We start from the raw sequence: 25,145 nt of genomic DNA on the forward strand, positions 1-25,145 counted from the left end.
GCACCACCGTTGATCCAGATCAATGTCGGCGCAGTTCGCTGCCCCTAGGCTGGCACGCTTGCAGGAAGCATGCCCTGCGGATGCTGCGCCGGCCCAGGCGAAGTATACGCGCCGCCCTCTTTCCGATCCGGGACCGCATGAACAGACCCTCTCCCAGCCGTCGCCAGCAGTTGATCCAGCAATGGGGTGCGATCCTTTGGCCCAGTTTCATCGCTGCCGGCGTGGCCAGCGTGGTGTTCTTCGCCTTCGTCGATCCGTTGCGCCTGCAGGCCATCAGCTTCCCAAACTCCACCATCAGCCGCGAGCTGGGCTACACCGCAGGCTTTTTCATGTTCTGGACGGTGACGGCGCTGTCCAGCGCGGTCACCTGGTACCTGCAGCGGCCGATTCGGAGTGACGACGACGAGCTGCCACTGGGATGAGTACGCCCTGCTCCACGACGCCGCGCCCGCGGCACTGGCGTGGCATCCTCAGCGCGGGCCTGCTGGCACTGTTCTATACCTTGCCTTGGTTGCGCTGGGACGGTCATCAGGCCGTGCTGCTGGACATCAATGCCCGGCGCTTCGACCTGTTCGGCTGGACGCTGTGGCCGGGTGATGTGGGAGTGCTGATCGGCCTGTTGGCGGTGCTGACGGTGAGCCTTGCGCTGCTCACCCATCTGGCCGGACGTATCTGGTGCGGCCATGCCTGTCCGCAGACGTTGTGGCGACGTGCCTTCGACTGGATCGGCCGCACCGTGTCCCGGGCACTGCCGCCGGCACTGCGGCGGCCGGCAACGCAGCTTGCATGGGGCCTGCTGTCGCTGTGGACCGGAATCACCTTTGTCGGCCTGTTCAGCCCGATCGCCGGGCTGGTGGCTGCCGCGCCCCACGCCGTCTGGAGTGGCTGGGAAACGTTCTGGGTACTGTTCTACGCCGCTGCCACCTGGGGCAATGCCGGTTTCCTGCGCGAGCAGGTCTGCCGCTCGCTGTGCCCGTTCGCACGCATGCAGCCACTGCTGACCGATCCCCATACGCCGCGTGTCCTGTATGACGCCCGCCGCGGCGAGCCGCGCGGACCGCGCCCATCCGGCCTGGGCGGCGTGCTCGGTCGCGGCCGTGGCCTGCTCGACCCGACCACCGCGCAGGACTACGCGTTTCGTGCCGCGCATCCCCTGCTGGCAGGACCGATGCCGACCTTCAGCGCTGACCGTCTGGGTGACTGTACCGACTGCACCGCGTGTATCAGCGCCTGCCCGATGCAGCTGGACATCCGCCAGGGGCCGCAGGCCGATTGCCTGGCCTGCGGCGCCTGTCTGGCAGCCTGTGCACAGCAGCAGCACCGGGCTGGTTTCGGGTCAGGGCTGCTGCGCTACTGCAGTCCGCAGGTGATGACCGGCCAGCCGCGGCGCTGGTGGCGACCGCGGACTCTGGCCCTGTTGTCATTGCTGCTGGCGCTGCTTGCCTGTGGCGCCTGGCGCCTGCTCTGAATCAGCGCGGTCCGTCGGCGTGCGGCGGCACCAGCTGCGCACGGCGGACGATGCCCAGCTGCTCGATGATCAGCGCCATTTCATTGGTGACTTCGGTACGCTCGGTGCCCTGCGGGACCAGGCGATCAAGCACCTGCTGGTAGGTATCCCAGAACGCCGGACCGCATCCGTGTTTGTGATAGCTGGCTTCCAGTTCGCGGCGTACCCGTTCAGCCAAGCCATGCATGCCGTATTCCATACGACCTCCGTTGGACTTGTTCTGCATTGTTGACGGTCTACCGACTCACTTGCGTGCTACTGAAAGACTCCCAGGCTTCACGCCCGGTTGATGCCAATTAGTCATAGATTTCACGACAGGTCAATTACATGCATCGACTTTCGTGATCGAAATTATTAATCGTTCACAAAACTACATACGGTGCCCCGCCCGTGCCGGATGGGTTGAACCCGACGTGCCGCCTGCCCGGCAGACGGCGACTTTCTATTGACCGCACTGATCGAGTTCTCTGGAATCATCGAATTTGCCCATTTTGCTAAGTCTTCTTAGCAAATGGCGCTTAGTGTGCTAGATGCGACAAAAGACGGCGCAGATCAGATGGATTCGCTGCCTGGCGCGTCGGTTGCAGGGAACAGATGCGGGTATCGCTGACGCAGGATGTACTGCCGCAGGGCAGGAATCGGAAGGTTCTTGGGCCATTGCGACACCGCAGATCGGCTTATGCCAAAGAAGCGGGCCAGTTCGGCATCGGTCCTCAGTCCCAGCCGGGTACGCACCTGCCGTTTGCTCCAGAATTCGGTCACGGTCGGTTCTTCTGTTAACCAGACTTATTCTTGCGGCAAGGTTTCTTGGCATTCCACGCGTTAAGCTGGCTTGCATAGATGAATACTCTCGGCCAACGACTCGCCGCCGCCATGAAGAAAGCCGGGCACCCTCGCCCGGCCGACCTGGCCCGCGCCGCAAAATCCACAACGGCAACCATCAGCAACTGGCTCAATGACCATGTGAGTGCCTCCCATGTGAAGGCCGCACAGCTGTTCCGCATTGCAGACGCAGCCAAGCTGGACGCGCGCGAACTGCTGTACGGGGTGACCGGGCGCGGCGTAGGCGAACCCGGCAATGCCTACATCCCCAGCCAGGCCCATCTGGATGTCTGGCAGGACGCTTACGAGCTGGTCAGCCATCTGGTGGCCGAGAACGGGCTGGAGATCGACCATCGCCGCCATGCCGCGCTGGATCTGCTTGCGTTCGAGCTGTTGATGGATGGCTTCAGCCGCAGCAAGGTCGCCCGCGTACTGACGACCTCGATGACGTAAACGCACTGCCGCTGGTAGCATGGCCCACGATGGGGATGGGGCTCCCCCGATAACCGCCCGCAAGGGCTGATGGCTCCTGCCAAGACGAACCCGGTGTTCGTCGGCGGCAGGCCGTGCCTGCCCTCGGCGTTCGCCATCGGACCTGCGAACCCGCACTCGAGGCACGCGATGCAAGCATTGAACAATTATTTCCTGGTCTTCATCGGAGGCGGCCTCGGTGCCTGCCTGCGCCATGCCTGCAACCTGATCGGCGCCCGCGTGGCGGTCGGCAGCCCGTGGCCCTGGTCGACCTTCCTGATCAACATCAGCGGCGCGTTGCTGATGGGCGTGGTGGTCGAGGCTTTCGCCCTGCGCAATGGCGCCTCGCCGCAGCTGCGGCTGCTGCTGGCCACCGGCATTCTCGGCGGCTACACCACGTTCTCGACCTATGCGCTGGAGATCGGCCTACTGCTGCAGCGCGGCCAGCATGGGCTGGCAGCGTTGTATGCCGGGAGTTCGGTGGCCCTGGGCCTGGCCGGCCTGTTCGGCGGCATGAAGCTGGCCCGGCTGGTGCTGGGCTGACGATCAGGCAGCGCTGGCGCGCGCCTGCACACGCCATTCCCGTGGCGACTGTCCGGTGTGTGCCTTGAACGCGCGCGACAGGGCCGCCTCGCTGCCATAACCGACGTCATCGGCAATCCGCTTCAAGGGACGGCCCTGGCGCAGTGCCTGCTGGGCCAACCCCACCCGCCAGCCCTGCAGGTAGTGGCCCGGCGTAGTCCCCATGGCCTCGCGGAAACTGGCCGCGAACACGCTGCGCGACATGCCCGCCACATCGGCCAGGTCTTCCAGCGTCCACGCCTGTGCGGGCGCTTCGTGCATCGCCACCAGCGCCAACCGCAGGCGTGGATGACCGAGCCCGGCGAACAGGCCACCGCGCATCTCGCCGCCTTCCATCAGCTGGCGCAGTACCTGGATCATCATCACCTCGAACAGCCGGTTGACCATTGCCGCACGCCCGCAGCGCTGCTCGAAGGCCTCTTCGAACAGCAGCTCCAGCGCGGCATGGCCACCGTACAGATCGGCCAGCGGCAGGCAGATGAAATCGGGCAGCGCGGCGCTGATCGGATTGAGCCGCCCCCCTTCGAAATACAGGTTGGCGCAGGCCATGTCGGCGCCCTGCTGCGGGTCGGTGATGAACCGATGCGGCATCGGCCGGGGGTACAGCAGCAGGCTGGGGGCGTCGACCTGCACCGTCTGCGGGCCATGGCTGACCTGCAGCGGCCCGCGCCGCACCAGATGCAGCTGGCCGGCCTCATCCTCGCCTTCCAGGGTGTTGATGCCGCACAGCGCGCCGGCATGGAACACCGAGGCGGTGACCGCGAAGCGTTCGAGCAGGATGGCGAGACGATCAACCATGACGGGACTCCAGATCAAGCGGAACTGCTTCAATACGACGGATCGTATCGGATTCACCACGTCACTGGGCGAACCGGCCGGCGGCTCTATCTGAAAGTGCCGCGCGGGCTGGATGGCCGTGACGACCGCGCGACCGACCAGCATTTCCCTGCGGCAATGCAGCTCGCGCAGCATTCCCGGGGCATCTATGCTCGGCGCCATTCCCGGATGGAACGACCACGATGCACCGCTTGCTTCGTTGCGCCTTCGCTCTCGGCCTGCTGCTGCCGTCGACATCGTTGCTGGCCGCGCCAGCCACTGCCCCACGCGCGCTCAGTGGCGAACTGCAGGGAGCGCCGTGGCGCCTGGACGTGCCGGCCGGCTGGAACGGCGACCTGGTGATGCTGGCGCATGGCTACGAGCCGGTGGGCGTGCCGCGTACCACACCGATGATCGCCAACGACAGCACCGCAACATTGCTGGCCGCCGGTTACGCCGTCGCGCAGAGCGCGTATTCCAGCCAAGGCTGGGCCGTGGCTGATGCGATCATCGACATGGAGCGCCTGCGCCGGCACGCGCTGGACGAACTCAAGCGCGTGCGCAGCACCTGGATGCTCGGATTCTCGATGGGCGGCGCGGTGACCATCGCCAGCCTCGAGCGATTTCCGCAGCACTACGCCGGGGGCGCCTCGCTGTGCGGCGCCAACCTCAGTGGCGAGCAGATCGCCGCCGACCTGCTGACCACACTGGTCGCGTTCGATTATTTCTTCCCCGAAGCAGAAGGCCTGCCAGCCGCTGGGCTCGCCTCGGCGGAAGCGGCCGCGCTGCCACAGGCAGCCCTGTATCAAGGCATTGCCAGCGCGCTGCAGCGGGACCCGGGACATGCCGCCGTGCTGGCCAGGCAACTGCAGGTCTCTATTGACGCGCTGGCCGGCACGATCAGCCTGCACGCATTGGTCCTGCACGAACTGGCCGCGCGCAGTGGCGGCATGCCGGTGGGCAACAGGGGTGTGATCTACCGCGGCTTCGGTGATGACACGGCCTTCAATGCCGGCGTCCAGCGGCTCGACCCCGTCCCTGCTGCGCAAATCGATGTGCGCACGAAGCTGGCACTAAGCGGTGCCTTGAGGCGGCCGTTGGTCATCCAGTTCAACCACAACGATCCCACCATCGTGCCGCGCATGCAGTCGGTGTATCCGCAGCTGGCCGCGCGTGCCGGCGCACGGCCCTTGCCGCGGGTGCTTCCTGCGGCGGGCGACGGGCATTGCGGCTTCTCTGAAGCCGACGTGGTCGAAGCGTTGAAAGCTGCACAGCGGTGAAAACAACGCGTGTCGCGGTGCGTCAAGGCCGCGCTGGAAGCACTGCTATGGTAGCCCCGCCCATTGATGGGCAGACAAAGGACTGACGTAATGATCAAGACGACCTTGAAGACCGTGATGCTCCTTGGCATGGCCGTGACCGGCCTGGCCTTCGCCGCAGGACCCTGTGAATTCTGCAGTCAGCAATACGAGTACTGTCTGCGCGCAAACTCAGGCCCACTGGCCAAGACGCCCGCGGAGTGCCTGGCCCAGTACAAGATGTGCCGCGAAATGGATTGCCAGTCGTCCTGACCGGCATCCGGCCGGCTCCTGCGGGAGCCGGCTCCGCCCGGTGCGGTGCCGAACGCTTACGATGCAGAGACCGGTGGAATTCCTGCCGCCTCCCTTCCCTGCTGAAGCAACTCACCCGATGGCCTTCTTCGAACGACTGAGCGAGACCCGCTACCTGCCGACCGAACATACCGGCGGCGCCTGGAACATCCGCGAGCAGCACATCGCGCCGGCGATCGGCCTGCTCGCCCACCATCTGGAGCGTGATGCCGCGGCGCGTGGCCATGGCTTCCTGATCGCGCGCCTGTCCTACGACATCCTCGGCACCATTCCGATCGAAGCGATGGAGGCCGACGTACAGGTGCTGCGGGGCGGCCGCACCATCGAACTGGTCGAGGCCACGCTGCGGCATGACGATCGCCCGGCTCTGCGCGCGCGCGCCTGGTTGATGCGCCCGAACGACACTGCGGCCATCGCCGGCACGCCGATTCCAGGCATTGCTCCACCGGAATCGATGCCGGCATGGGACCCGGGCACGGTCTGGCCCGGTGGCTTCATCCAGAGCATCGAGATCCGTCGCCACGACCAGGGGCCCGGCCGCGCAACCTACTGGGCGCGCGCAACGCAGCCGCTGCTGGATAGCGAGACAGTCACCCCATTGGCCCGCGCCGCGACGCTGTTCGACCTGTCCAACGGCATGGCGGTACGTGCCGATCCGAAGGAGGTCGCCTTCCCCAACCTGGACCTCACCGCTCACCTGTTCGGCATGCCCGAAGGCGAGTGGCTGGGCTTCGACACGTCGGTGTCGTTCGGCCGCCAGGGCATCGGCCTGACCAGCACCGTGCTGCATGATGCGCGCGGCCCGATCGGAACACTCGGCCAAGCGCTGACGGTGCGCCCGTAAACGCAACGGGCGGCGTCAGCCGCCCAGCGTACCCATGGTGAAGGTGTAGCCCGAACTCATCAGGAACTCGCGCATGCGCATTTCCGCGCGGCGCGGTGAGGCCAGATTGGCCGGTGCATACAGCGCGTAGACCACGCCCGCGCCTTCGATGGCCTCGCGGCGCACCCCGCAGTGCCGGGTCTCCGAAGCGATCACCCATCCATCCTTCAACCGGTCGGGACCGATCGACTGACCGTTCATCAGCCGGAACGTCAACCAGCGTACTTCCGCAGCGGATTTGCTCATTGCCGGCGCCCCGGCTGCGTATTGCGATTCATCGTGTCCTTGCTCGCCATTGCAGCTCCCTAAGACCTGGAACCTGACCATAGCGCCTCCCCATGTCGCGGGCGGATGAGACTGGTCAGCGCCGCTCAGGTCACCAGGCCAAACCACTTCCAGAGCGCCTCGCGCCCGGGCGGTGTCAGTCGCAGTTCGCGTCGGCCGTCCACGCGCCGCAGCCAATCATTCTTCACGAAGCTGTCCAGCATCGCCTCTCCGACCAGCCCGGCCAGATGCGGGCGCCGCTCGGTGCAATCCAGGCAACCGCGGCAATAGCGCGCGGGCTTGCTGGTTGCGGGGCGCTGCAGCACCTCGGCCAGCGGCTGGCCGAGCGTCTTCAGGAATTCGGCCCCTTCCAGAGTCACTTGCCAATAGCCATCACGCGGCAAAAGATGCCCGGTCTGCAGCAGACGATCGGTGATGGCCACGGCGTGCACACCCGCCAGATGCCGGTAGCACGAGCGCGCCTCGCGCAACGCCGGCATGCTGCGCGACGCAGCAGCGGTGCAGGACGGCGTGCGGTCGGCAACCCGCAGGATACCTTCGAGCATGTCCGCGACCTCGGTCGAGGCCAGCCGATGGTAGCGATGGCGGCCCTGCGGGATGGCGACCAGCAGATCGCCTTCGATCAGGCGACGCAAATGCGTGCTCGCCGTCTGCGGCGTCACCCCGGCCACCCGCGCCAGTTCCATCGCGGTGTAGGCGCGGCCATCCATCAGCTGCAGCAGCATCGCGGCGCGTGCCTGGTCACCGACCAGGGCGCCGACACTGACAAGGGAACCGGAGGTGTGGACCATGCCGGCATTGTGGCATGCAAGGCCCGGCCGACAGTTCGATGCAGGCCGAATCATTGCCGGCCCGTCTCGGCGCACAGTCACCGCCCCGCTCTTCCGAGAACCGCAGTGACGAATCCTTCGATCCCGCGTCGACGCATCACCCCTTCGGTCCTGTACCCGGGAACGCCGGTCGTGTTGATGACCACGCTCAATCCCGATGGCAGCAGCAACATCAGCCCGCTCTCTTCGTTCTGGGCGCTGGGCAACCGGGTGGTGCTGGGCCTGGGAACGCAGGGCCAGGGCTATCGCAACCTTCAGCTGCGCAACGAGTGCGTGTTGAACTTCCCATGCCACACCCAGGCCGCGCAGGTGGAAGCCATCGCACGCGCGACCGGGCGCGACCCGGTGCCCGATGCCAAGCAGTCGATGGGCTATGTGCATGTCCGCGACAAATTCGCACTGGGCGGATTCAGCGCCGTGCCGTCCGCCCAGGTGGCACCTGCGACGATTGCCGAATGCCCGCTGCAGGTGGAAGTCACGGTGATGGCGATGCACGCACCCAGTGAGGACGATGGCCAGCACTTCGTGATCGTCGAAGGCCGCATCCGCTGCGTGCATGCGCATGAGGCGATCACCCATGCAGGCAGCCAGCACATCGATGTCGCCCGCTGGAAACCGTTGATCTATCTGTTCCGCCACTACCTGGGCGTGGGTGAACCGGTCGGGCGCAACTTCCGCGCGCAGACGCCGGCCCTCGATCCGGCGTAGCGCCGATGATTCAAGGTACCGGCGATGATGAGTGGCTGGGCACTGAAATCCAGTACGACACCATGTCCACATAGCGGCCATCGCGTTTCACCGCACGCGGCTCGATGCCGGATTCGATGAATCCCAGCGCCGCGTACAGTGCACGTGCGGCGGCGTTGTCTGCCAGCACCGTAAGCGTGAGCAACTCGATGCCATCTGCGTGTGCCGCCGCGAACGCCGCAAGGAACAGTTGACGGGCGATACCCTGACCACGATGGCCTGCGCCAACATGGACACTGTGGATCTCCGCCGTGTGCCGGCGTGCCAACCGCACCGGACGCACATAGCGCAGGAAGCCAACCAGTGTTGCCTGGTCAAAGGCTCCGAAGTAACGGGTATGAGGGTCATCGAGCTGTGTCCGCATCACTTGTGCGGTATCACCGGCGGCTTCGGCCAGCGTGGACAGGAACGCAGCAGGCGACTCGCGCAGTGCCTGCAGCCGGGCCGCCCACAGCGTGTCCGCGTCGTCGTGTTGCAGTGGCCGGATCAACATCTCGCGTACCCGCAGGCGTTCATGCGCAGTGGCCAGCGTAGCAGTCCAGTCCCAGCATCGGTGCCCGCAGGCCAGCAATGCCAGGCTGAAGGCGATGATGGCCGCTCCGATCAACATTGGGGCGAGCTCTACCGCGATTCTCAACCGCTCAGGCCCGCCTGCATGCTTTCTCTTGCGATCCGTCGTAGGGCTTCACCTACAGCCATGCAAGTGATTTCCCGATTGCACCCACGTCGCACGGTTGCGACCTTGCGCGAGCAGTGCAGCACTACCCTACTCATATGGAGAGATGGAAGTGAAGTCGAAGCGAAACGATCGCAGAACTGCCCGCTCAGTCATTCGCCCGATACTGCTGGGCGTATCCCTTTGCCTGATGTCAGCCGGCCTCGCCCAAACTGCCTTCGCCGGCCAGTGGGTTCAAACTGGCCGCGTATTGCTGGTAGATACGGAAGGTGTGGCCCCTTACATTCTGTCGTGGACCAACACGTGCCAAGGCGGCGTGGAAGGGCCCTCTGGTCTCTACACCTACGGAGATTGGGGGCCGGAGGGTCTCGGCTCGTGCCCGTCTGACGCGAACACGGGATGGGCGGCCAATATGATGGGCAGCGTTGGTTACTGCCGACCCGAGCCCGAAAGCCTCGGCGGGGGCTACTCGTGCACTGAGTACTCGCACACGTTTGGTGGTCAAAGCTACACCGGAGCAATTCCGGCAACATGCAACGTTCCAGGGACCTACGCCATCAGCTACATGCGGCGCGCAGAGCTCGTTTACTCCGGCAACGGCAACATGCCCAACGACTACTACGACAGGATCAACGAAGTCTCTGCCGAGTTCTACTGCCAGTAACAGACAATGCGGTGCATCTGACCGCTTGAGCTCCAACAGTCCCCGCGTGAGCGGGGACACTTGCCCGAGCCGCTCCAACTTCATAGGGCTTGCAGGTCCTTCACCACCTCCTGCCCATGCTGAAGGAACCCGACCAGCAGCGCCCCCAGGTTGAGCTGCCTGTGGCTCCGGGTCCGGCAGAGTCAGAATGCCTGCCCCACCCGCCTGGCACCATCGGGCAACTCTGCCCTATGGGGTCGGGCCTTCCGTACAAACGCCCTGCCATCCGGAAACGGATCGCAGACCGATGATTTCATGGCTGAATCAGGGGATTTCTCAGGTTGCCGCCAAACGCCAGGCAAAGAAAAAGCCCTGACCTGAGTCAGGGCTTTTCAATTGGAGGCCTCAAGCGGAATCGAACCGCTGTAAACGGATTTGCAATCCGGTGCATAGCCACTCTGCCATGAGGCCAACGTACTGCGCGCCAGGAACAGGGCCCTGACAAGACAAAACCCCAAGATGGGGCCTGTCGGAACATGGAGCGGGAAACGAGACTCGAACTCGCGACCTCAACCTTGGCAAGGTTGCGCTCTACCAACTGAGCTATTCCCGCGTAAGCCAACATGGTACCGGAAATCCGGAACACACACCAGCGATTTCACCTTTCTGACTGCGCGCAAAGCCTTGTGGCCCAACGTGCCCCGCCTTGCCGTGGCGGGAGAAAAACAAGGCCCCTACCGGGGCCCTGTAGAATCTGGAGCGGGAAACGAGTCATGCACTAGAGCGCTAAGTCTCTGTTTCCCAATCACTTTCTCCACTGTGGTGATCAGCGAAGAACTCAATTATAGCCTTGTTTTTCGCCCTCGGCAACAAAGTTCATCCAACCACTTCCACCAGCGTCCAAGGATGATCCATCCACCCGTCGTTACGCCTGATGCGTCCAGCTGCTGAGCGGGTTCGCTATCGAACTCCAACTTGCGACGATCATGACTTGCGCTCGCTCCGCAGGCAGCGCGGGGTGGTGTCGCGTGGACTACCTGGCACCTGGACGGCTGTAGGACACAACCGCCGGCATCGGAACACCGCAAGTACTCATCTTTACATCGCTGCGGCTAACTTCGCCGGAGCGCAACGCGGCGCCAGTGTAGTGGCAGCCAGCCTCAACGAAGGCGTGCAGCAATCCGGTTCATCTGCTCGATCTCCGCGCGCTGGCCATCGGAAATCGCTTGGCATAGGTTGACGAGTTCCGGATCTGAGAGCTGCGCCTCGCGGCACATGAGGATCGCTCCCGAATGGTGCGGGACCATAGACGCGATGAACTGTCGATCGCCGATTCCGGTTTGAGCACGGGTAGCGGCAAAAGAACCGAGTGTGAGAACGGCAAACAAGCCGTACAGCACGAGATTGAGCCGCCGGTTTGGAAACATGCCGGGCATTGTCGCTAGCATGAAGATGCCCATTGGCGCCCACATAGTGACCGCCATGTAGAGCATGTTGAGATTGTTTCTGAAGTCCCTGGCGCCGTCGATCATGCTGAACATTACGAAGTACATGACGACGAGGCCCAACACCATGTTCACCCAGAACTTGGCGTATGGTCGGCCGTGCTTACCCATCTGACCGGATGTGTGATGTTGATGTTCATGGGAATGTTCAGCCATCTCCGTCTCCTATGTGCTGGGGCAACCTGGCAGGGTCACTGGTACTGCGGCAGATACTTTGTCGATATATCAGCATGTGGAGCGATGCATCACTAACCGCTGATTTCCAGTCCCCAACTGGACGTAGGGGCGTCGAACGCTTCAACTCGCTGGTCTTGAACCGTCTGGATATCAGACCATACCAAATCGGTCTTGATGGGCTTTGCGCCACCTATGACGCTGGTACCGTGAGCGCCAATATCGAGCTTGCGTCCTCATCGCTCGATGGGCCGGCAACTGATCGATTCTTGCATATCAAGCAAGACAAGGCCACCTGCGGCGGACGCCAATGGCCTCCTCCGCCTTCGCTTAGGGCATCGCCTCAAGCGTCCGTCGCAGGCCATAACGACACAACAGCCCTTGGGCAAGAAAGGAGCCGGTGATGTAGCGCACCCGAAAGGAGACGAAGACATGCACAAGGACATTTCAACATCAAAGGTGTTCTATCGTCCCATCGAGGCGGCCATCCGATGGGCTGGGTTGCTGCGGTATCTCCCGATGATCCTGGCCACGATCGCGTCACCGCGTGTCCTGCCTCGGTCGCTGAACTGCCCTCGATGGAATGAGTGCCGGCTGCACTCGGAACGTATCTATGACGGCATCCTCAACGGAGAGCTGCCCTACGGCAAGAACGGGATCACGCTCAATGATCCGAACCTGCTCAATTCTCTGGATCTGACTGTTCGCCATGTCGATCTAAAACGCTGGATGCGCACCCACTATCCCGAGCACCGGCCAGGATTTCTGTTCAGCCGTGGCGAACGCATGGCGCATCCTTTCATCACCATGGAAACAGGACAGGCGATCCTCGTGGAGCGGCTGGCCCTTCAGGCCGCGCTTGAACAAGCCCGACGTGAGATGCGAGAACTGCAGGAGCAGCACGACACGCTACTCAAGCAATCCTCGGTGCTGTTGGCATCCAAGCAATGCGAGATCAGCGAACGGGCGGAAACGACCTATCTCAACATCATTGGAGGGATGTTGACGCTGATGCTGAGCCAGTCGCCTTCAGGCGTGCCCTATTCCAGCTTCAAAACGCAGGAGGCCCTTGTCTCTGCATTGGTCGCCCACTACGGCGGCACCATGGGCATCACTGAGCGCACCTTAAACGGAAAGTTCGCCAACGCTAAGAGGTACGTTCGTAGCGCAAGCGCATGAGGTTATCCAGCTTGTATGTGCAATCGCGGAGATTGCATTTGCAATGTCTTTCCGCAGCCAGGTCTATTGAATAGAGGTCACGCCAACAAACGCCACCGAGCGTTCAGGAGTGACCGCCATGTCGCAGACCCCTGTACTCCCGCCGAACGAGCGCCGCATCCTGCGGCTCGATGAAGTCGAAGCGAAGTCCGGCTTCAAACGCGCCCACATCTACAACCTGATGAAGAAGCGCCAGTTCCCTCAGGCGCTGCGCCTGGGCGTGCGCGCTGTCGGCTGGGATTCGATCGAAATCGACCAGTGGATCGCCGAGCGCCTCAACCACCGGACCTGACCCGCTCTCCCGCGGACTTCCCATTCCCAGCCGGAGAGCGCCATGCAGGTCGTGTCCATCATTTCAACGAAGGGCGGCGTCGGCAAGACCACGACGGCCGCCAACCTGGGCGGGCTCGCCGCGGACGCGGGCCTGCGCGTGCTGCTGCTCGATCTCGACGTGCAGCCCACCTTGTCCTCCTACTACGAACTGACCCAGCGCGCGCCGGGCGGCATCTATGAGCTGTTGGCCTTCAACGAGCGCGACCTTGGCCAGCTCGTGTCCCGCACGATCATCGCGGGCCTGGACCTGGTGCTGTCCGACGACCACCGGGGCGAGCTGAACACGTTGTTGCTGCATGCGCCGGATGGCCGCCTGCGGTTGCGGCATCTGCTGCCAGCACTTGCTCCCCTCTACGACCTGGTGCTGATCGACACCCAGGGCGCGCGTTCCGTGCTGCTGGAGATGGCGGTGCTCGCCTCCGATCTCGCGCTGTCGCCCGTCACGCCGGAGATCCTCGCGGCACGCGAGCTGCGGCGCGGCACCATGCAGTTGCTCGAAGACATTGCGCCGTACCGGCACCTGGGCATCGAACCGCCGCCGCTGCACTTGCTCATCAACCGCGTCCACCCGGTGTCCGCCAACGCACGGCTGATCCAGCAGGCCTTGCGCGACCTGTTCCAGGACAGCGCCGGCATCCGCGTGCTCGCCACCGACGTGCCGGCCATAGAAGCGTATCCACGTGCCGCAACGCGCGGCCTGCCGGTGCATCGGGTCGAGCACCGCCAGCCGCCCGGCAGAGTCGCCCCTGCCGCGCTCGACACGATGCGCGCGCTCGCCAGCGAGTTGTTCCCGCAATGGCAGGACCGACTGGCTCAAGTATCCGGCCGCCCGCAGCGACCTCTTGATCCTGGGAGGCCCCATGGCGAACGCACATGAGCTGGCCCGCGGCCACAAGCGGCTGCGCGCCCTGATCGAGTTCGCGGTCGGTGAGGGCTGGCACGTCAAGCGCACGCCGGGCGGGCACCTCAAGTTCACCAAGGCCGGCTGCGCGGCGATCTACACGAGTTCGACAGCGAGTGACCACCGGGCCGAATTGAACGCCCGTGCGCAGATCCGCCGCGCCGAGCGAGAGGCCCGCATGGCGCCGGCCGGCGGTCGTGGGGACTGCGAGGGGTGCGGCCATGGCTGACATGACCTCGCAGGACATGGCAGGCAAGCTGCTCGCGGCCGGCTTCGAGCGCAGCGGCCCAGCGGCTACGGCCTTGAGCGACCCGATCGCGGACACGCCCATGGTCGTGACGCTGGACCAGTTGCGGCCCTACGACCATGACCCGCGCATGAAGCGCAACCCGGCTTACGAGGAAATCAAGGCATCCATCCGCGAGCGCGGCCTGGACGCGGCGCCGGCCATCACGCGCAGGCCCGGCGAGGACCACTACATCATCCGCAACGGCGGCAACACGCGACTGGCGATCCTGCGCGAACTCTGGTCGGAGACCAAGGAAGAACGCTTCTTCCGCATATCGTGCCTGTTCCGACCATGGCCGGAGCGCGGTGAAATCGTCGCGCTGACCGGGCATCTTGCCGAGAACGAACTGCGCGGCGGCCTCACGTTCATCGAGCGCGCGCTCGGCGTCGAGAAAGCACGGGAGTTCTACGAGCAGGAGAGCGGCGCCGCCCTGAGCCAGTCGGAACTGGCCCGCCGCCTGGCGGCCGATGGCTTCCCCGTCCAGCGGTCGCACATCACCCGCATGGCCGACGCGGTGCGCTACCTGCTGCCCGCCATTCCCACTGTGCTCTATGGCGGCCTGGGGCGCCACCAGGTCGAGCGGCTGTCGGTCATGCGCACGGCCTGCAAACGCACCTGGGAGCACTACGCCAAGGACCGTTCGCTGCCGCTGGACTTCGACAGTTTCTTTCAGGAGGTGCTGGCGCAGTTCGACACGCAGGGCGACGAGTTCGCGCCGCAGCGCGTGCAAGACGAGCTGATCGGCCAGATGTCCGAGCTGCTGGGCATCGGCTACGACGTGCTGGCGCTGGACCTGACCGAATCGGAAAGCCGCCACCGGGCGCTGGTCAGTGACCCGACGCCACCTGCGGCGCAGCCGGCGTTGCCTTCGCCCACCGCCGGCACGCCGACTCCGCCGGGCGCAGCATCGTCCATCGCCACGCCTGCAGCGGCGGCCGGTCCTCCACCCGCCAGCCCTCCGGCGTCCGAGCCCACCTTGCGCCACGACGACACGGCGGTTGGCGAAGCGGCCACGGGAAGCCAGCCGGCCGCACCGGGCGATCTGCTTCGCGAGCACATCGTCTCGCCAGCACCGACGACAGAACGGCTCCAATCGATCCAGCGCATGGTCGCCGACCAGTTGGGCGATGCGCTGCCGCCCGACTTCTCGGCGAGCGTGCTGCAGTCCATCCCGGTGCAACTCGGCGGACTCTATCCGATCTCCGACGTCTGGTACATCGACGCCGGCCTGGACACGCCCGATCGGCTGCGCATCCACATCGCGCAGTTCGCGCGCGAGATCGCCGGGGAGGCAGGCCTGGACGAGTGCATCGAGGATCGCGCCGATGGCATCGGGTTTGCGTGCCGCGCCCGCGGCCAAGCCCCGTCGCCGCTCGGCCGCGCGGTGCTGACGCTGCTCACTTCCCTGACGGGTCAGCCCGTCGCCGAAGCGGGCCTGGACGGCGCGCAGCTCGCCGCCGACCTGCCGACCCTGTTGCACGGCCAGAGCCAAGGCCATGGCAGCGGCGCAAGGCGCTTGAGCGACACGGCGTTGGTCAAGCTCTTTCGGCTGCTGCGCCTCGCCCGGCGTCTGCTGGACCTGGAAGCCGGCACCACGGCGCCCGGGACGTGAGCGAGGGAGGCCGCATGTCCACATCGCATCCGCTCAACCAGGCCGTGATTGCCCAGGCGCTGTATGACCTTCGCAACGGCCAACTGCGCCGCTGCAAGGCCATGGGCTTCGGCGAGGCCGAGCTGGATGCGCTCAAGCACCCCGCGCTGATCAGCGTGCTGGCCAACGCCAGCGTCTCGTGGTGCTCGGTCACGGTCAACCGCGAAGTGCTGCAGCGCCTGCTCAACCAGGCACAGGACGTGGAGAAGGAAATCGCCACGGTCGATCGCATGCTGCGGCTGGGGGCCAGCACGGAGATGGTCAGCCGCTTCTATGGCCTGACCCATCAGGAAGTCGCCCTGCGGCGGGAGATCCTCGGCCTGCCCAAGCGCAAGGGGCGCCACCCCGTCCTGGACGAGACCCAGGACACCGAACTGTGGCGGCAATGGAAAGCCGTGACCAGCAGCAGGAACGTCGATCTGGAGGACGAGACCTCGATTCTCGATGCGGCCATGGACCTGGCCGAGGGCATGTCGCTGCCGCTCTCGGTGGTCTGGGCCGCGATCAGGAACTGGGTCGATCAGGGATTGGGCTAGGCCATGGCCGTGGACGACACCGCCCCACGAGCCCAGCGCCCTGGCCCCATCGCACTCGCCGACCTGTTCGACGCTGCGCTGAAGGACCTCGCGCCCAAGTCCAGCTCTGGCGCTCCCGCGTCCCTGCCTGCTCCAACGCCCACGCCTCCTACGTCCGGCGACGCCTTCCTGTTCAGTGGCAATCGGCACGGGAGCGTGCCGCGGCGGCTGTTCCTCGACCGCCGCCTGACACCGCTGGAGCGCAACGCCTGGCAGGTGTTCCGATTGATGCTCAACGACGATGGCGTCACGGCATTTCCCACCTATGAGCAGTTGCGCCCCTGGCTGGCGTCGATGCCCTGCGCAGGCCAGGCCTCCCATGAGACCGTGGCGCGGGCGCTGACGCTGCTGCGCCTGACGCGCTGGCTGAGCCTCGTGCGACGACGGCGCGACCCCAAGACCGGTCGCATCCTCGGCAACCTCTACGTCCTGCACGACGAACCGCTGACGCCGTTCGAGGCGATGCAACTCGACGCCGACTACCTGGCCCTGGTCAGCCAGTCGCTGGGGCATTCGGCCAAGGCCGTCCAGGTGGTGGGACTCAACACCCTCCAGGAGATCGCGGACGACCCGATGCTGTCCGGACGCACCTTGCCGTCGCGGCTGCAAGTGCTCGCCGAGCGCCTGGCCGACCAGGGCATCACCGCCTCCGAAAGTTATCCACAGGAGGATGCGGTCCACGATTCCGAAGAAGGGCCCGCGAGCCTTCTTCGGAATGGCGATCGCCCATCTTCGGAATCCGAAGCAGGGCCGAAACCCGCGCCAGACGGCGCTCTTCGGAATTCGAAGCAGGACCGTACAGTACGTAGTAGTCGTATTGATGAAGTACGTACTACCGCGCAGGCGCGTGCGCTGGGCGACCTGCAATGGCCCAAGCGCTTCGCGGAACTGAAGGCGGAACAGCAGGCCGGAGCCAAGATGGCGTTGCAGCAGGTGGACGCTGCCCTGCGGCAGGCCGTGCTGGACGAATGGGCCGCACGGTGCGGCAAGCATGGCATCCGCAACCCCGCCGGTTATCTGTTCGGCATCATCCAGCGCGCCATGCGCGGCGAGTTCAATGCCTGGGCCAAGCAGACCGGCCCGGCACCGCCAACACCATCGGCGGCGCGAGCGCCACCAACCGAGCCGCCGCGCAACGTCGTGCCGCCCGAGGTGGCCCGGCAGCACATCGAGCGCCTGCGCGATCTGCTGCGCAAATCCTGAGCACAGGGCTTGTCAAAGCCGTGAAGTAGATCTCCATGGCGGTCGGCAGAAACGGTCCCCTGGGGACGGCTGTGCGGTGAAGCGCCGGGCGACGGCGCGACATGCTGCGCAAAACCTGAGTAGAGCGCATGCAAGACCATGAAGCAGACCTCCATGGCGCTCAACGGAACGGTCCCCTGGGGACGGCTGCGCGGCGAAGGATCGTGTCGAACGGCAGCGCGACGTGCGGTGCAGCACGCATACCGTCAACAACCGAGGACGGGAACGCCGATGTGAGTGCCCATCTGCGGAGCGGTCCCCAGGGGACCGTTGCGCGCTGCGCCGCCAGCGCGCACAGAACCGGGGGTCGGCTCATTTCGGTTTGTTGACTGACTGCCTTCCGCTGCATGCGGATGCTGGCGGCTCCCTGTCCACCAGCGAGCGATCACCATGGCAACCAGCAACGAACCATTGCAACTCAACCTCGGCTCCCTGCGCAGCGCGATGTCGCTGACGCTGCACACCCACCACGCCTCGCGCATCTGGCATGGCCGCGCCGCCGCCGAGGGGCGACCGGGCATCGTCGGCCTGAACGGCTACATCGCCGTCATGAACAAGATGAAGCGCGGCTCGGAGCAGGACGACCCATACAGCGACTGGTGGATGCTTCGCATCGAAGACAAGCTCGACCAGACCAGGACCACGCTGCAGACGCTGCGCGACCAGGTGGACCAGGCCCTGGCCGGCGTGCCCGCCGCGTTGACCCTGGGCGAGAACCTCAACGTGCAGCCCGTCAAGCTTCCGCTGTTCGTCAATGCGCAGTTGGGCTTTGCCGCCGTCTATCTCCTGGCCGACTACGACGACATCGCGCGCAAGCTGATCCTCGCCCACCACACCGCGCTGATCGATCGCTCGACGTTGGAGCGCTGGCTCAACGAAGGTGCCCACGCGCTGCGCAGCCTGTTCAGCCTGGCCCAGCAATACCGCTACTCGGGCTGCACCCGCGACGACTTCGCGGCCAAGAACGCCGCAGCTCGGGCAGCATTGGAGAAGTTCGGCGAACTGCCGCAGGACGTGCTCGAAGGCATGCGCCGCTCGAAGTTTGCGCCGCCCGTCGTGCGCCGTGGTCTGCAACAGCGTGGTGATAGCGCTGCCGCAGCCGCATCTCCCACCGACGAAGGCGCTGCCGCCGATTCGGCCGAGGCCAAGTCCACAGCCGCCGGCGAGGACGAACCGGCATGAGCGACCCGAACCGCGAACCGCGCTACTTCCGTCGTCTGGAACAGCCAGCCTTCATGCGGCTGGAACACGCGGCCTCTCTAAAAGGCCTTTTAAAGCCTTTTAAAGGTAAAGGGGACTTCGAGGCCTGGGCCAGCCAGTGCTTCGCCATGCGCGACGAGTTGATTGCCCTGGCGCAGCGACAGGTGCTGCCACAGGCGTGCGGGCATCCCTTCCACCTGCTTCCCGTCGAGCTGGCCCAGCAGACCACTGGCGCAGGCACGACCTTTCTTCGCTGGCGCAAGCACGATCGATCGGCCATGGGCGTGGCGTTGTGGCAGGAGCTGATGGCGAGCCCCAGCACGCCGGTCAACCTGCTGCACGACCTGCACGAGATCGAACTGCAGCGCGTCATGCTGAACATGCAGATCAGCCTGCTGCACACCCTGGGCAGGCAAGCACAGGAATGCGCCAGCAAGGCCGCGCAGGCGGACAACACCTACCTGCGCCGGCTCGCGTCCGTTCCTGCCGCAGTGCGCGATCGGTGATTGCGCCTGCCATCCGAGCACGCGCCCGAGCCCAACGAGGCACGGGTATTTCAACCACCACGGAGATTCCAACATGAGCACACAATTCATCGGCGAGGGCAACATCGGATCGCCTCCCGAGTACCGCGAATTCCCCAATGGCAACGACGATCCTCGCCGGTTGCTCCGGCTGAACGTGTACTTCGACAACCCCGTCCCCACCAAGGGCGGCGAGTTCGAGGACCGCGGCGGCTTCTGGGCGCCGGTGGAACTCTGGCACCACGACGCCGACCGCTGGCAGCAGCTCTACCAGAAGGGCATGCGGGTGCTGGTCGTCGGCCGCATGGAGCGCGACCCCTGGACGGACAACGAAGATCAGCCGCGTGAGACTTGGCAGGTCAACGCGCGCAGTGTCGGCATCCTGCCGTACCGCATCGAGTCTGTGGCCCTCAGCCCGAAGCCACAGGAGGCAGAGCCGAAGCCCCAGGCCACCCAGGAATCGACGGCGCCGAAAGAGACCAAGCGCAGGAAGTGATCGGGCATGGAGGGCGGCTGCCGCAGTGCTTCGCCGCCCTCCATGCGCTGCGAATTATCCCCAGGGGATAGCTCCACCAACGTCCACCGAGTTCCACGCGCGCTCCCGGAAATCGCGGCTCTCGGCCCGCACACTTCCGGCCACGCACCTTCCCCGCACTCGCCATTTCATCGGCGTGAAAGCGGTCGCTGCCGCATGCGGCTTGTTTGCTGCTGCCAGGGGCTGCGCTCGGCATCCTCGATCCCAGCAACTCCATGAACAACAGGAATCGGGATGGACGGATATGCGGCTGTTCTTGTGCGAGAAGCCCTCCCAGGGCAAAGACATTGGCCGGATTCTCGGCGCCACGCAGCGCGGTGAAGGCTGCCTCAACGGTTCCGGCGTCACGGTCACCTGGTGCATCGGCCATCTCGTGGAGGCGGCGCCGCCCGAGGCCTACGACGAGCAGCTCAAACGATGGTCCGTTGAGCAGTTGCCCATCATTCCCCAGCACTGGCGGGTCGAGGTCAAACCGAAGACCGCCACGCAATTCAAGGTCGTCAAGGCGCTCTTGGCGAAGGCGACTCACCTGGTTATCGCCACCGATGCCGACCGCGAGGGCGAATTGATCGCCCGCGAGATCGTGGAGCTTTGCGGCTACCGCGGCCCCATCGAACGCCTGTGGCTGTCGGCGCTCAACGATGCGTCCATTCGGGCGGCACTGGGCAAGCTGCGGCCTTCGGCCGAGACGCTTTCGATGTACCACTCGGCGCTGGCGCGCTCCCGTGCGGATTGGCTCGTGGGCATGAACCTGAGCCGGCTGTTCACGGTGCTGGGGCGACAGGCGGGTTACGACGGCGTGCTGTCGGTCGGCCGCGTACAGACCCCGACGCTCAAGCTCGTTGTGGACCGCGACCGCGAGATCGCGCGCTTCGTGTCCGTACCATACTGGGCCATCGCCGTGTCCCTGTTCGCAGGCGGTTCGACTTTCGCCGCGCAATGGGTTCCACCCGATGCGTGCACCGACGACGCAGGCCGCTGCCTGCGGCAGCCGGTCGCACAGCAGACCATGCAGCAGATCCGCGCTGCGGGCAGTGCCCACGTCGTGTCGGTGGAGACTGAGCGTGTCCGCGAAGGCCCGCCGCTGCCGTTCGACCTGGGCACCTTGCAGGAAGTGTGTTCCAAGCAGCTTGGGCTGGACGTGCAGGAAACCTTGGAGATTGCCCAAGCCCTGTACGAGACGCACAAGGCCACGACGTACCCCCGCTCGGACTCCGGCTACCTGCCCGAGAGCATGTTTGCCGAAGTGCCCACCGTTCTCGACAGCCTGCTCAAGACCGATCCCTCGCTGCGCTCGATCATGGGCCAGCTCGACCGCTCGCAGCGCTCGCGCGCCTGGAACGATGGCAAGGTCACGGCGCACCACGGCATCATCCCGACGCTCGAACCGGCGAAGCTCTCCGCCATGAGCGAGAAGGAACTGGCCGTGTACAGGCTCATCCGGTCGCATTACCTGGCGCAGTTCCTCCCTCACCACGAGTTCGACCGCACTGTGGCCAAGTTTTCGTGCGGGGGGCAGAACCTGGCGGCCACGGGCAAGCAGGTTGTCATCCCGGGTTGGCGCCAGGTGCTCGCCGAGCCGCAGGCCGAAGACGGTGATGGCGAGGGCGATACTGCGGTCCGCGCCCAGGTGCTGCCCGCGCTGCCGAAACTGTATGAGGGCCTGGCATGCCAGGTGGCCGACGTCGATCTCAAGGCACTCAAGACGCTGCCGCCCAAACCGTACACGCAAGGCGAGTTGGTCAAGTCCATGAAAGGCGTCGCCAAGCTGGTGTCCGATCCCCGCCTGAAGCAGAAGCTCAAGGATACGGTTGGCATCGGCACCGAAGCGACGCGGGCCAACATCATCGGCGGCCTGATCGCTCGCGGCTACCTCGTGAAGAAGGGGCGCGCCATCCGCGCCTCGGATGCGGCTTTCACTTTGATCGATGCCGTGCCTGCGGCGATTGCCGACCCTGGCACCACCGCCGTCTGGGAACAGGCGCTCGACATGATCGAGGCCGGACAGCTCACCCTGGACGTGTTCATCGGCAAGCAGGCCGCGTGGATTTCGCAGTTGATTGCGCAGTACGGCAGCGCCTCCCTGTCCATCAAGGTTCCCCAAGGGCCGGCATGCCCGCAGTGCGGCGCACCCACGCGCCAGCGCAGCGGCAAGAGCGGCCCGTTCTGGTCGTGCAGCCGCTACCCGGACTGCAAAGGCACGCTGCCAGTCGAATCCGGCAGCTCCAAGCGCGGCGCCTCGCGCCCGCGCCGTAGCGGCCGCAAAGGCTCCTGACCGCCCCCGTTCCCCGTGAGCCGTGCCCGCCTTCGGCGGCGTGGCCCCTGTCCCGCACTCCGCCGCATGCCCTGCGGGACGCCCAGCGCGCAACGCCTTCTTGATCCGTGTGCGCGTCCCGCCCAGCCGTCCCCGGCCGCGGGACCTGAAGGTAGCTTCTCTGCGAGCCGCACCACGCGCGTTCTGTTGATCTGCGTTTCTTCCGCCCTCTGCGAAGGGTCTCCCGGTGGCTTGCCAGGCTGCACGAGCCACCGGGAGACCCTTCGTGGTCAGCGGTAATCGGTGCCGGTGCCCGCCGGTGCAAAAACGGGCTCCCTTTGTGCGCGGATGTGCGCCAGACGATGCCGGCCCCAGCCACGACATGGGCCGGGTGTGATTGCTTGATGAGCAGACGGTTCTAGCGACGACCGGGCCTGCCAATCAGCCCACGGGTGGTTCCTCTTTTCTCCCGAGCCGAAGGCCGTTGGGCCTTCGGCGCCATTCTCCTGCCCATCAACGTCCCGGCCCGGCCATTGGCCTGGGCCACACGAACAGGAGAGACGACATGCACCCTCAACCTTGCGCACCGCTGCTGTACGGCAGACGGAGGTCGAGAACGGCATGCCCGCCTATCGCGCGGCCATCGCCAATGGTACGCTCGGCTGCAGCCGAGGCCGTAGCCCAAAGGCTGGACTACCTCTTTTGCAGAGGTAAACCTCGGGATGAACTGGGCGAAAACATGCCTTATGTGCCCGCCTTACGGCGAGCTGTTTCCGATGCTTCGCGCAGGATTTCCCGCCCCCCATTCGCTGCGATTGCGGCCACGATGACGCCCAGCACCAGATCCGGGATGTTCGACCCGAACCCCATCACCAGCACCCCGGACAGCACAATCGCACCATTGACGATGGAGTCGTTGCTGGTAAAGATCGCTGACGCCTTGAAGTTCACATCTTCCCCGCGATGGCGGCGCAGTAGTCTGAGGCACACTAGGTTCAAAGCCGCGTTCAGCGCGGCCATGGCCATCATGGCTGGGCCGACAGGCTCTTCCCCTCCAGCGAAGCGGCGTAGGACTTCCAACAGCAGCAGCGCGGCCAGGCCGATTAGCAAGAAACCCGACAAGCGGGCCGCGCCCACCTTGACCGTTGCCGCACGACCGACGGCATACAGGCTAACCGCATAGACCGACGCATCGGCGAGGTTGTCCAACCCGGCGCCCATCAGCGCCGTAGAGCCAGCCCAGATGCCAAGGGCAATGCCGGCGGCGGACTGCGTCAGGTTGATCAGCAACACAGTCAGAAGAATCTTTCGGTCCTTCGCATCGCTCGCATCTAGGCGGCCCAACTCGTCGTTTTCGTGATTTCTGTGGTTTTCAGCCATGCATTGTTCCTTCCAAATCGATGGATGCTGAAGCCTGTAGCGGCTGGAGAGTCAAGGCGCAGATGCAACGAACTTGCCACAGGGTCTTCCCGGACGCCCTTGACTCTACCGTAGCTAGAAGGTTTTCCAATCCAGTCAGAGCTTTAGGACAGAACAGATGAGCACCAATGCGCCCCCTTCATTGCGACTGTCATCCGGTATGGCTGCTATCCACTGATCCGTGGCGCCACTGCGGTTGTGCTCTTCGGCGAGCTCGCGACCGGCCGGCCGTCTTTTCCGACGGAGCTACTCACAGTGATCGTCGCGCTCGCTTGTGCCGCCTTGCTAGAGGGCGGGCGGCCTTTCCACTCCCCGTTGAGCCAGTAGCGGCGTTCCAAGCTGTGGTTGGCCGTCGGCGCATGGCTCGGCTTCTTGGTCGTGCATCTGGCCTTCCAGCACTCCAATCTGGGATACCGGGTCGGGCCGTTGGGATTGTTGATCGGGGTGGCTGAAGCCCATCGCTGGCATCACAAGCGTGAGCACGAAGACGCCCAAGTCAACTACGGCGATTTCTGGATGCCCGGGGGCCACTTGTTCAGCGCTTTCCGGTCGCAAAAGCACACGCTGGGCGCCAAAGAGTGACACTCAAGAAAGATGGACTTTCCAATGGACTACGGCCCGCAGCTTGTCTATCCCTTCCGGAGCCGGCCAGCAGCGGCAAACGCTTGCGCTGCTGGCTATACGATCTTGCCCACGTCGCATTCTTGCGCGAGTCGGGCCTTGCGGCTTCTTGCGAAGCGATCGCGAGTTGCGTGGCGTGCCCATGAGTCGGGCCGCGTCGTGGCGCACTGCTACCTTGGCCTGCACCTGCACCTGCGCAGCCACGCCGCGATGCTCGGTCTGGCCTGGAGAACCCGTAAGGTGGCGGAGATTGCGGCGCGCAGGTCGTCCGGCTCGCGCTGGCTCCTGTGGGCCACGCCCTCGGTCGCACGCCGTCTCAAAACGTCAGAACCGCGCGCTTTCGCATGATGGAGCGCGGCACGTGGCTCTCAGAACTGGACCCGATCACTTCCAGCACCGATGACACGCTCGAGCTTCAGGCGGGCTCGGCCAAGCTGTTGAGAATGCCGCACTCGCGCGAGGTTCGGGCGCTATCGCAGGAGCGTCGCAGATCCATTAACTCGCGCTCCAAGGCGCGCAATTCCTTCATCTTGGTCCGCACTTGCGCGATATGAGCGTCGACCAGCGCGTTCACCTCGCCGCAGCCCAACTCTGGCCGATCCCGTAAGTTCAGCAGTTGACGGATCTCATCCAGCGTCATGTCCTTCGCCCGGCAGCGGCGGATGAACAGCAAGCGCTGCAAATGGACTTCGTCATAGAGCCTGAAGTTGCCCTCGCTACGTGCAGGCTCGGGCAGCAAGCCTTCTGACTCGTAAAAGCGCACGGTCTGCACCAAGCAATCTGCCTTCTTGCCCAGTTCACCGATCCGCATCATGGTTGCTTCCTATAAAAA

30 protein-coding genes, 2 tRNA genes and 1 riboswitch are annotated in these 25,145 nt (G+C 64.9%); of the genes, 21 read left to right on the forward strand and 11 right to left on the reverse strand.

The window, feature by feature from the left end; genetic code table 11:
- Nucleotides 1-137 precede the first annotated feature (137 nt).
- Nucleotides 138-422: a hypothetical protein gene (locus SSKA14_RS16005; RefSeq protein WP_008267436.1), complete on the forward strand. Its 285-nt coding sequence runs from the start codon at nucleotides 138-140 to the stop codon at nucleotides 420-422.
- Entirely contained in the window at nucleotides 419-1,468 is a 1,050-nt protein-coding gene (locus SSKA14_RS16010) for a 4Fe-4S dicluster domain-containing protein (protein ID WP_008268184.1), read from the forward strand. Before SSKA14_RS16005 ends, SSKA14_RS16010 begins: the two co-directional genes overlap by 4 nt.
- A 1-nt stretch (nucleotide 1,469) precedes the next feature.
- On the opposite strand, the gene SSKA14_RS16015 is transcribed toward SSKA14_RS16010, so the two are convergent.
- Both SSKA14_RS16015 and SSKA14_RS23530 read right to left on the reverse strand, forming a co-directional pair.
- Nucleotides 1,470-1,706 (reverse strand): hypothetical protein, encoded by a 237-nt coding sequence (locus SSKA14_RS16015; RefSeq protein ID WP_008267971.1) that lies wholly within the window; start codon nucleotides 1,704-1,706, stop codon nucleotides 1,470-1,472.
- A gap of 353 nt (nucleotides 1,707-2,059) precedes the next feature.
- Nucleotides 2,060-2,269 carry a hypothetical protein gene (locus SSKA14_RS23530; protein WP_008266120.1) on the reverse strand — a complete coding sequence of 70 codons (210 nt, stop codon included), beginning with the start codon at nucleotides 2,267-2,269 and terminating at the stop codon, nucleotides 2,060-2,062.
- Nucleotides 2,270-2,380: 111 nt separating this feature from the next.
- On the opposite strand from SSKA14_RS23530, the gene SSKA14_RS16020 reads away from it, so the two are divergent.
- Both SSKA14_RS16020 and crcB read left to right on the forward strand, forming a co-directional pair.
- Nucleotides 2,381-2,782, forward strand: a complete 402-nt coding sequence (locus tag SSKA14_RS16020) for an XRE family transcriptional regulator (RefSeq protein ID WP_040008084.1) — start codon at nucleotides 2,381-2,383, stop codon at nucleotides 2,780-2,782.
- A gap of 22 nt (nucleotides 2,783-2,804) precedes the next feature.
- A riboswitch (Fluoride riboswitch) is annotated at nucleotides 2,805-2,868 on the forward strand.
- A gap of 82 nt (nucleotides 2,869-2,950) precedes the next feature.
- Nucleotides 2,951-3,343 (forward strand): fluoride efflux transporter CrcB, encoded by a 393-nt coding sequence (crcB, locus tag SSKA14_RS16025; protein ID WP_008267610.1) that lies wholly within the window; start codon nucleotides 2,951-2,953, stop codon nucleotides 3,341-3,343.
- Nucleotides 3,344-3,346: 3 nt separating this feature from the next.
- Here crcB and SSKA14_RS16030 read toward each other — a convergent pair whose 3' ends face one another.
- A complete protein-coding gene (locus SSKA14_RS16030) occupies nucleotides 3,347-4,180 on the reverse strand; it encodes an AraC family transcriptional regulator (protein WP_040008086.1) in 834 nt (277 codons plus the stop codon).
- A gap of 221 nt (nucleotides 4,181-4,401) precedes the next feature.
- On the opposite strand from SSKA14_RS16030, the gene SSKA14_RS16035 reads away from it, so the two are divergent.
- The 3 genes from SSKA14_RS16035 (at nucleotide 4,402) to SSKA14_RS16045 (ending at nucleotide 6,652) form a co-directional block, all read left to right on the forward strand.
- The gene (locus SSKA14_RS16035) at nucleotides 4,402-5,478 is read left to right on the forward strand and encodes a hypothetical protein (protein ID WP_008267506.1); all 1,077 of its coding nucleotides are present in this window, start codon (nucleotides 4,402-4,404) and stop codon (nucleotides 5,476-5,478) included.
- Nucleotides 5,479-5,568: 90 nt separating this feature from the next.
- Nucleotides 5,569-5,769: a hypothetical protein gene (locus SSKA14_RS16040; protein ID WP_040008088.1), complete on the forward strand. Its 201-nt coding sequence runs from the start codon at nucleotides 5,569-5,571 to the stop codon at nucleotides 5,767-5,769.
- Between the two features lie 118 nt (nucleotides 5,770-5,887).
- Nucleotides 5,888-6,652 carry a thioesterase family protein gene (locus SSKA14_RS16045; RefSeq protein ID WP_008266739.1) on the forward strand — a complete coding sequence of 255 codons (765 nt, stop codon included), beginning with the start codon at nucleotides 5,888-5,890 and terminating at the stop codon, nucleotides 6,650-6,652.
- Between the two features lie 15 nt (nucleotides 6,653-6,667).
- Here the strand turns inward: SSKA14_RS16045 and SSKA14_RS16050 are convergent, their stop codons facing one another.
- Both SSKA14_RS16050 and SSKA14_RS16055 read right to left on the reverse strand, forming a co-directional pair.
- The gene (locus SSKA14_RS16050) at nucleotides 6,668-6,937 is read right to left on the reverse strand and encodes a hypothetical protein (RefSeq protein WP_008267735.1); all 270 of its coding nucleotides are present in this window, start codon (nucleotides 6,935-6,937) and stop codon (nucleotides 6,668-6,670) included.
- 125 nt (nucleotides 6,938-7,062) lie between these two features.
- The gene (locus SSKA14_RS16055; RefSeq protein ID WP_232281408.1) at nucleotides 7,063-7,701 is read right to left on the reverse strand and encodes a helix-turn-helix domain-containing protein; all 639 of its coding nucleotides are present in this window, start codon (nucleotides 7,699-7,701) and stop codon (nucleotides 7,063-7,065) included.
- 171 nt (nucleotides 7,702-7,872) lie between these two features.
- Here SSKA14_RS16055 and SSKA14_RS16060 point away from each other — a divergent pair, with 171 nt between their 5' ends.
- Nucleotides 7,873-8,514 carry a flavin reductase gene (locus SSKA14_RS16060; protein WP_040008090.1) on the forward strand — a complete coding sequence of 214 codons (642 nt, stop codon included), beginning with the start codon at nucleotides 7,873-7,875 and terminating at the stop codon, nucleotides 8,512-8,514.
- A 10-nt stretch (nucleotides 8,515-8,524) separates the two neighbouring features.
- Here SSKA14_RS16060 and SSKA14_RS16065 read toward each other — a convergent pair whose 3' ends face one another.
- Complete coding sequence (locus tag SSKA14_RS16065) at nucleotides 8,525-9,163, reverse strand: GNAT family protein (RefSeq protein ID WP_008266416.1); 639 nt, start codon at nucleotides 9,161-9,163, stop codon at nucleotides 8,525-8,527.
- Between the two features lie 172 nt (nucleotides 9,164-9,335).
- On the opposite strand from SSKA14_RS16065, the gene SSKA14_RS16070 reads away from it, so the two are divergent.
- Nucleotides 9,336-9,893 carry a hypothetical protein gene (locus SSKA14_RS16070; RefSeq protein ID WP_040008092.1) on the forward strand — a complete coding sequence of 186 codons (558 nt, stop codon included), beginning with the start codon at nucleotides 9,336-9,338 and terminating at the stop codon, nucleotides 9,891-9,893.
- A gap of 376 nt (nucleotides 9,894-10,269) precedes the next feature.
- On the opposite strand, the gene SSKA14_RS16075 is transcribed toward SSKA14_RS16070, so the two are convergent.
- The 3 genes from SSKA14_RS16075 to SSKA14_RS16085 all read right to left on the reverse strand — a co-directional run bounded on the left by SSKA14_RS16075 (nucleotide 10,270) and on the right by SSKA14_RS16085 (nucleotide 11,533).
- Nucleotides 10,270-10,343: transfer RNA gene (locus tag SSKA14_RS16075), tRNA-Cys, on the reverse strand.
- Nucleotides 10,344-10,409: 66 nt separating this feature from the next.
- A tRNA-Gly gene (locus tag SSKA14_RS16080) sits at nucleotides 10,410-10,485 on the reverse strand.
- A 547-nt stretch (nucleotides 10,486-11,032) separates the two neighbouring features.
- Nucleotides 11,033-11,533, reverse strand: coding sequence for a DUF305 domain-containing protein (locus tag SSKA14_RS16085; RefSeq protein WP_003098996.1), 501 nt, complete (start codon nucleotides 11,531-11,533; stop codon nucleotides 11,033-11,035).
- A 450-nt stretch (nucleotides 11,534-11,983) separates the two neighbouring features.
- Here SSKA14_RS16085 and SSKA14_RS16090 point away from each other — a divergent pair, with 450 nt between their 5' ends.
- From SSKA14_RS16090 to SSKA14_RS16140, 11 genes are all read left to right on the forward strand, one after another.
- Nucleotides 11,984-12,730 (forward strand): hypothetical protein, encoded by a 747-nt coding sequence (locus SSKA14_RS16090; RefSeq protein ID WP_003098991.1) that lies wholly within the window; start codon nucleotides 11,984-11,986, stop codon nucleotides 12,728-12,730.
- Between the two features lie 118 nt (nucleotides 12,731-12,848).
- The gene (locus SSKA14_RS16095) at nucleotides 12,849-13,061 is read left to right on the forward strand and encodes an AlpA family transcriptional regulator (protein WP_003090093.1); all 213 of its coding nucleotides are present in this window, start codon (nucleotides 12,849-12,851) and stop codon (nucleotides 13,059-13,061) included.
- Nucleotides 13,062-13,103: 42 nt separating this feature from the next.
- Nucleotides 13,104-13,979 carry a ParA family protein gene (locus SSKA14_RS16100; RefSeq protein WP_003098988.1) on the forward strand — a complete coding sequence of 292 codons (876 nt, stop codon included), beginning with the start codon at nucleotides 13,104-13,106 and terminating at the stop codon, nucleotides 13,977-13,979.
- The gene (locus SSKA14_RS16105; RefSeq protein ID WP_003050422.1) at nucleotides 13,963-14,232 is read left to right on the forward strand and encodes a hypothetical protein; all 270 of its coding nucleotides are present in this window, start codon (nucleotides 13,963-13,965) and stop codon (nucleotides 14,230-14,232) included. Before SSKA14_RS16100 ends, SSKA14_RS16105 begins: the two co-directional genes overlap by 17 nt.
- On the forward strand, nucleotides 14,225-15,904 hold the full coding sequence (locus SSKA14_RS16110) for a ParB family protein (protein WP_003098985.1): 1,680 nt from the start codon (nucleotides 14,225-14,227) through the stop codon (nucleotides 15,902-15,904). Before SSKA14_RS16105 ends, SSKA14_RS16110 begins: the two co-directional genes overlap by 8 nt.
- 14 nt (nucleotides 15,905-15,918) lie before the next feature.
- Nucleotides 15,919-16,479 carry a DUF2857 domain-containing protein gene (locus SSKA14_RS16115; protein ID WP_003090097.1) on the forward strand — a complete coding sequence of 187 codons (561 nt, stop codon included), beginning with the start codon at nucleotides 15,919-15,921 and terminating at the stop codon, nucleotides 16,477-16,479.
- Between the two features lie 3 nt (nucleotides 16,480-16,482).
- Nucleotides 16,483-17,721: an STY4528 family pathogenicity island replication protein gene (locus SSKA14_RS16120; RefSeq protein ID WP_008264646.1), complete on the forward strand. Its 1,239-nt coding sequence runs from the start codon at nucleotides 16,483-16,485 to the stop codon at nucleotides 17,719-17,721.
- Nucleotides 17,722-18,150: 429 nt separating this feature from the next.
- On the forward strand, nucleotides 18,151-18,942 hold the full coding sequence (locus tag SSKA14_RS16125) for a PFL_4669 family integrating conjugative element protein (protein WP_003098981.1): 792 nt from the start codon (nucleotides 18,151-18,153) through the stop codon (nucleotides 18,940-18,942).
- Nucleotides 18,939-19,466 carry a DUF3158 family protein gene (locus SSKA14_RS16130; protein WP_003098978.1) on the forward strand — a complete coding sequence of 176 codons (528 nt, stop codon included), beginning with the start codon at nucleotides 18,939-18,941 and terminating at the stop codon, nucleotides 19,464-19,466. Before SSKA14_RS16125 ends, SSKA14_RS16130 begins: the two co-directional genes overlap by 4 nt.
- Nucleotides 19,467-19,539: 73 nt before the next feature.
- The gene (locus SSKA14_RS16135; RefSeq protein ID WP_003098976.1) at nucleotides 19,540-19,980 is read left to right on the forward strand and encodes a single-stranded DNA-binding protein; all 441 of its coding nucleotides are present in this window, start codon (nucleotides 19,540-19,542) and stop codon (nucleotides 19,978-19,980) included.
- A 283-nt stretch (nucleotides 19,981-20,263) separates the two neighbouring features.
- The gene (locus SSKA14_RS16140) at nucleotides 20,264-22,294 is read left to right on the forward strand and encodes a DNA topoisomerase III (RefSeq protein WP_003116834.1); all 2,031 of its coding nucleotides are present in this window, start codon (nucleotides 20,264-20,266) and stop codon (nucleotides 22,292-22,294) included.
- A gap of 723 nt (nucleotides 22,295-23,017) precedes the next feature.
- Here the strand turns inward: SSKA14_RS16140 and SSKA14_RS16145 are convergent.
- On the reverse strand, nucleotides 23,018-23,653 hold the full coding sequence (locus SSKA14_RS16145; RefSeq protein ID WP_003098972.1) for a cation transporter: 636 nt from the start codon (nucleotides 23,651-23,653) through the stop codon (nucleotides 23,018-23,020).
- A gap of 417 nt (nucleotides 23,654-24,070) precedes the next feature.
- Here SSKA14_RS16145 and SSKA14_RS23845 point away from each other — a divergent pair, with 417 nt between their 5' ends.
- On the forward strand, nucleotides 24,071-24,274 hold the full coding sequence (locus SSKA14_RS23845; RefSeq protein ID WP_023657334.1) for a hypothetical protein: 204 nt from the start codon (nucleotides 24,071-24,073) through the stop codon (nucleotides 24,272-24,274).
- Between the two features lie 454 nt (nucleotides 24,275-24,728).
- On the opposite strand, the gene cadR is transcribed toward SSKA14_RS23845, so the two are convergent.
- Nucleotides 24,729-25,127, reverse strand: coding sequence for a Cd(II)/Pb(II)-responsive transcriptional regulator (cadR, locus tag SSKA14_RS16155; protein ID WP_003098965.1), 399 nt, complete (start codon nucleotides 25,125-25,127; stop codon nucleotides 24,729-24,731).
- Between the last annotated feature and the right edge of the window lie 18 nt (nucleotides 25,128-25,145).

This window comes from Stenotrophomonas sp. SKA14, from assembly GCF_000158575.1.
Taxonomy (GTDB): Bacteria; Pseudomonadota; Gammaproteobacteria; order Xanthomonadales; family Xanthomonadaceae; genus Stenotrophomonas; species Stenotrophomonas forensis.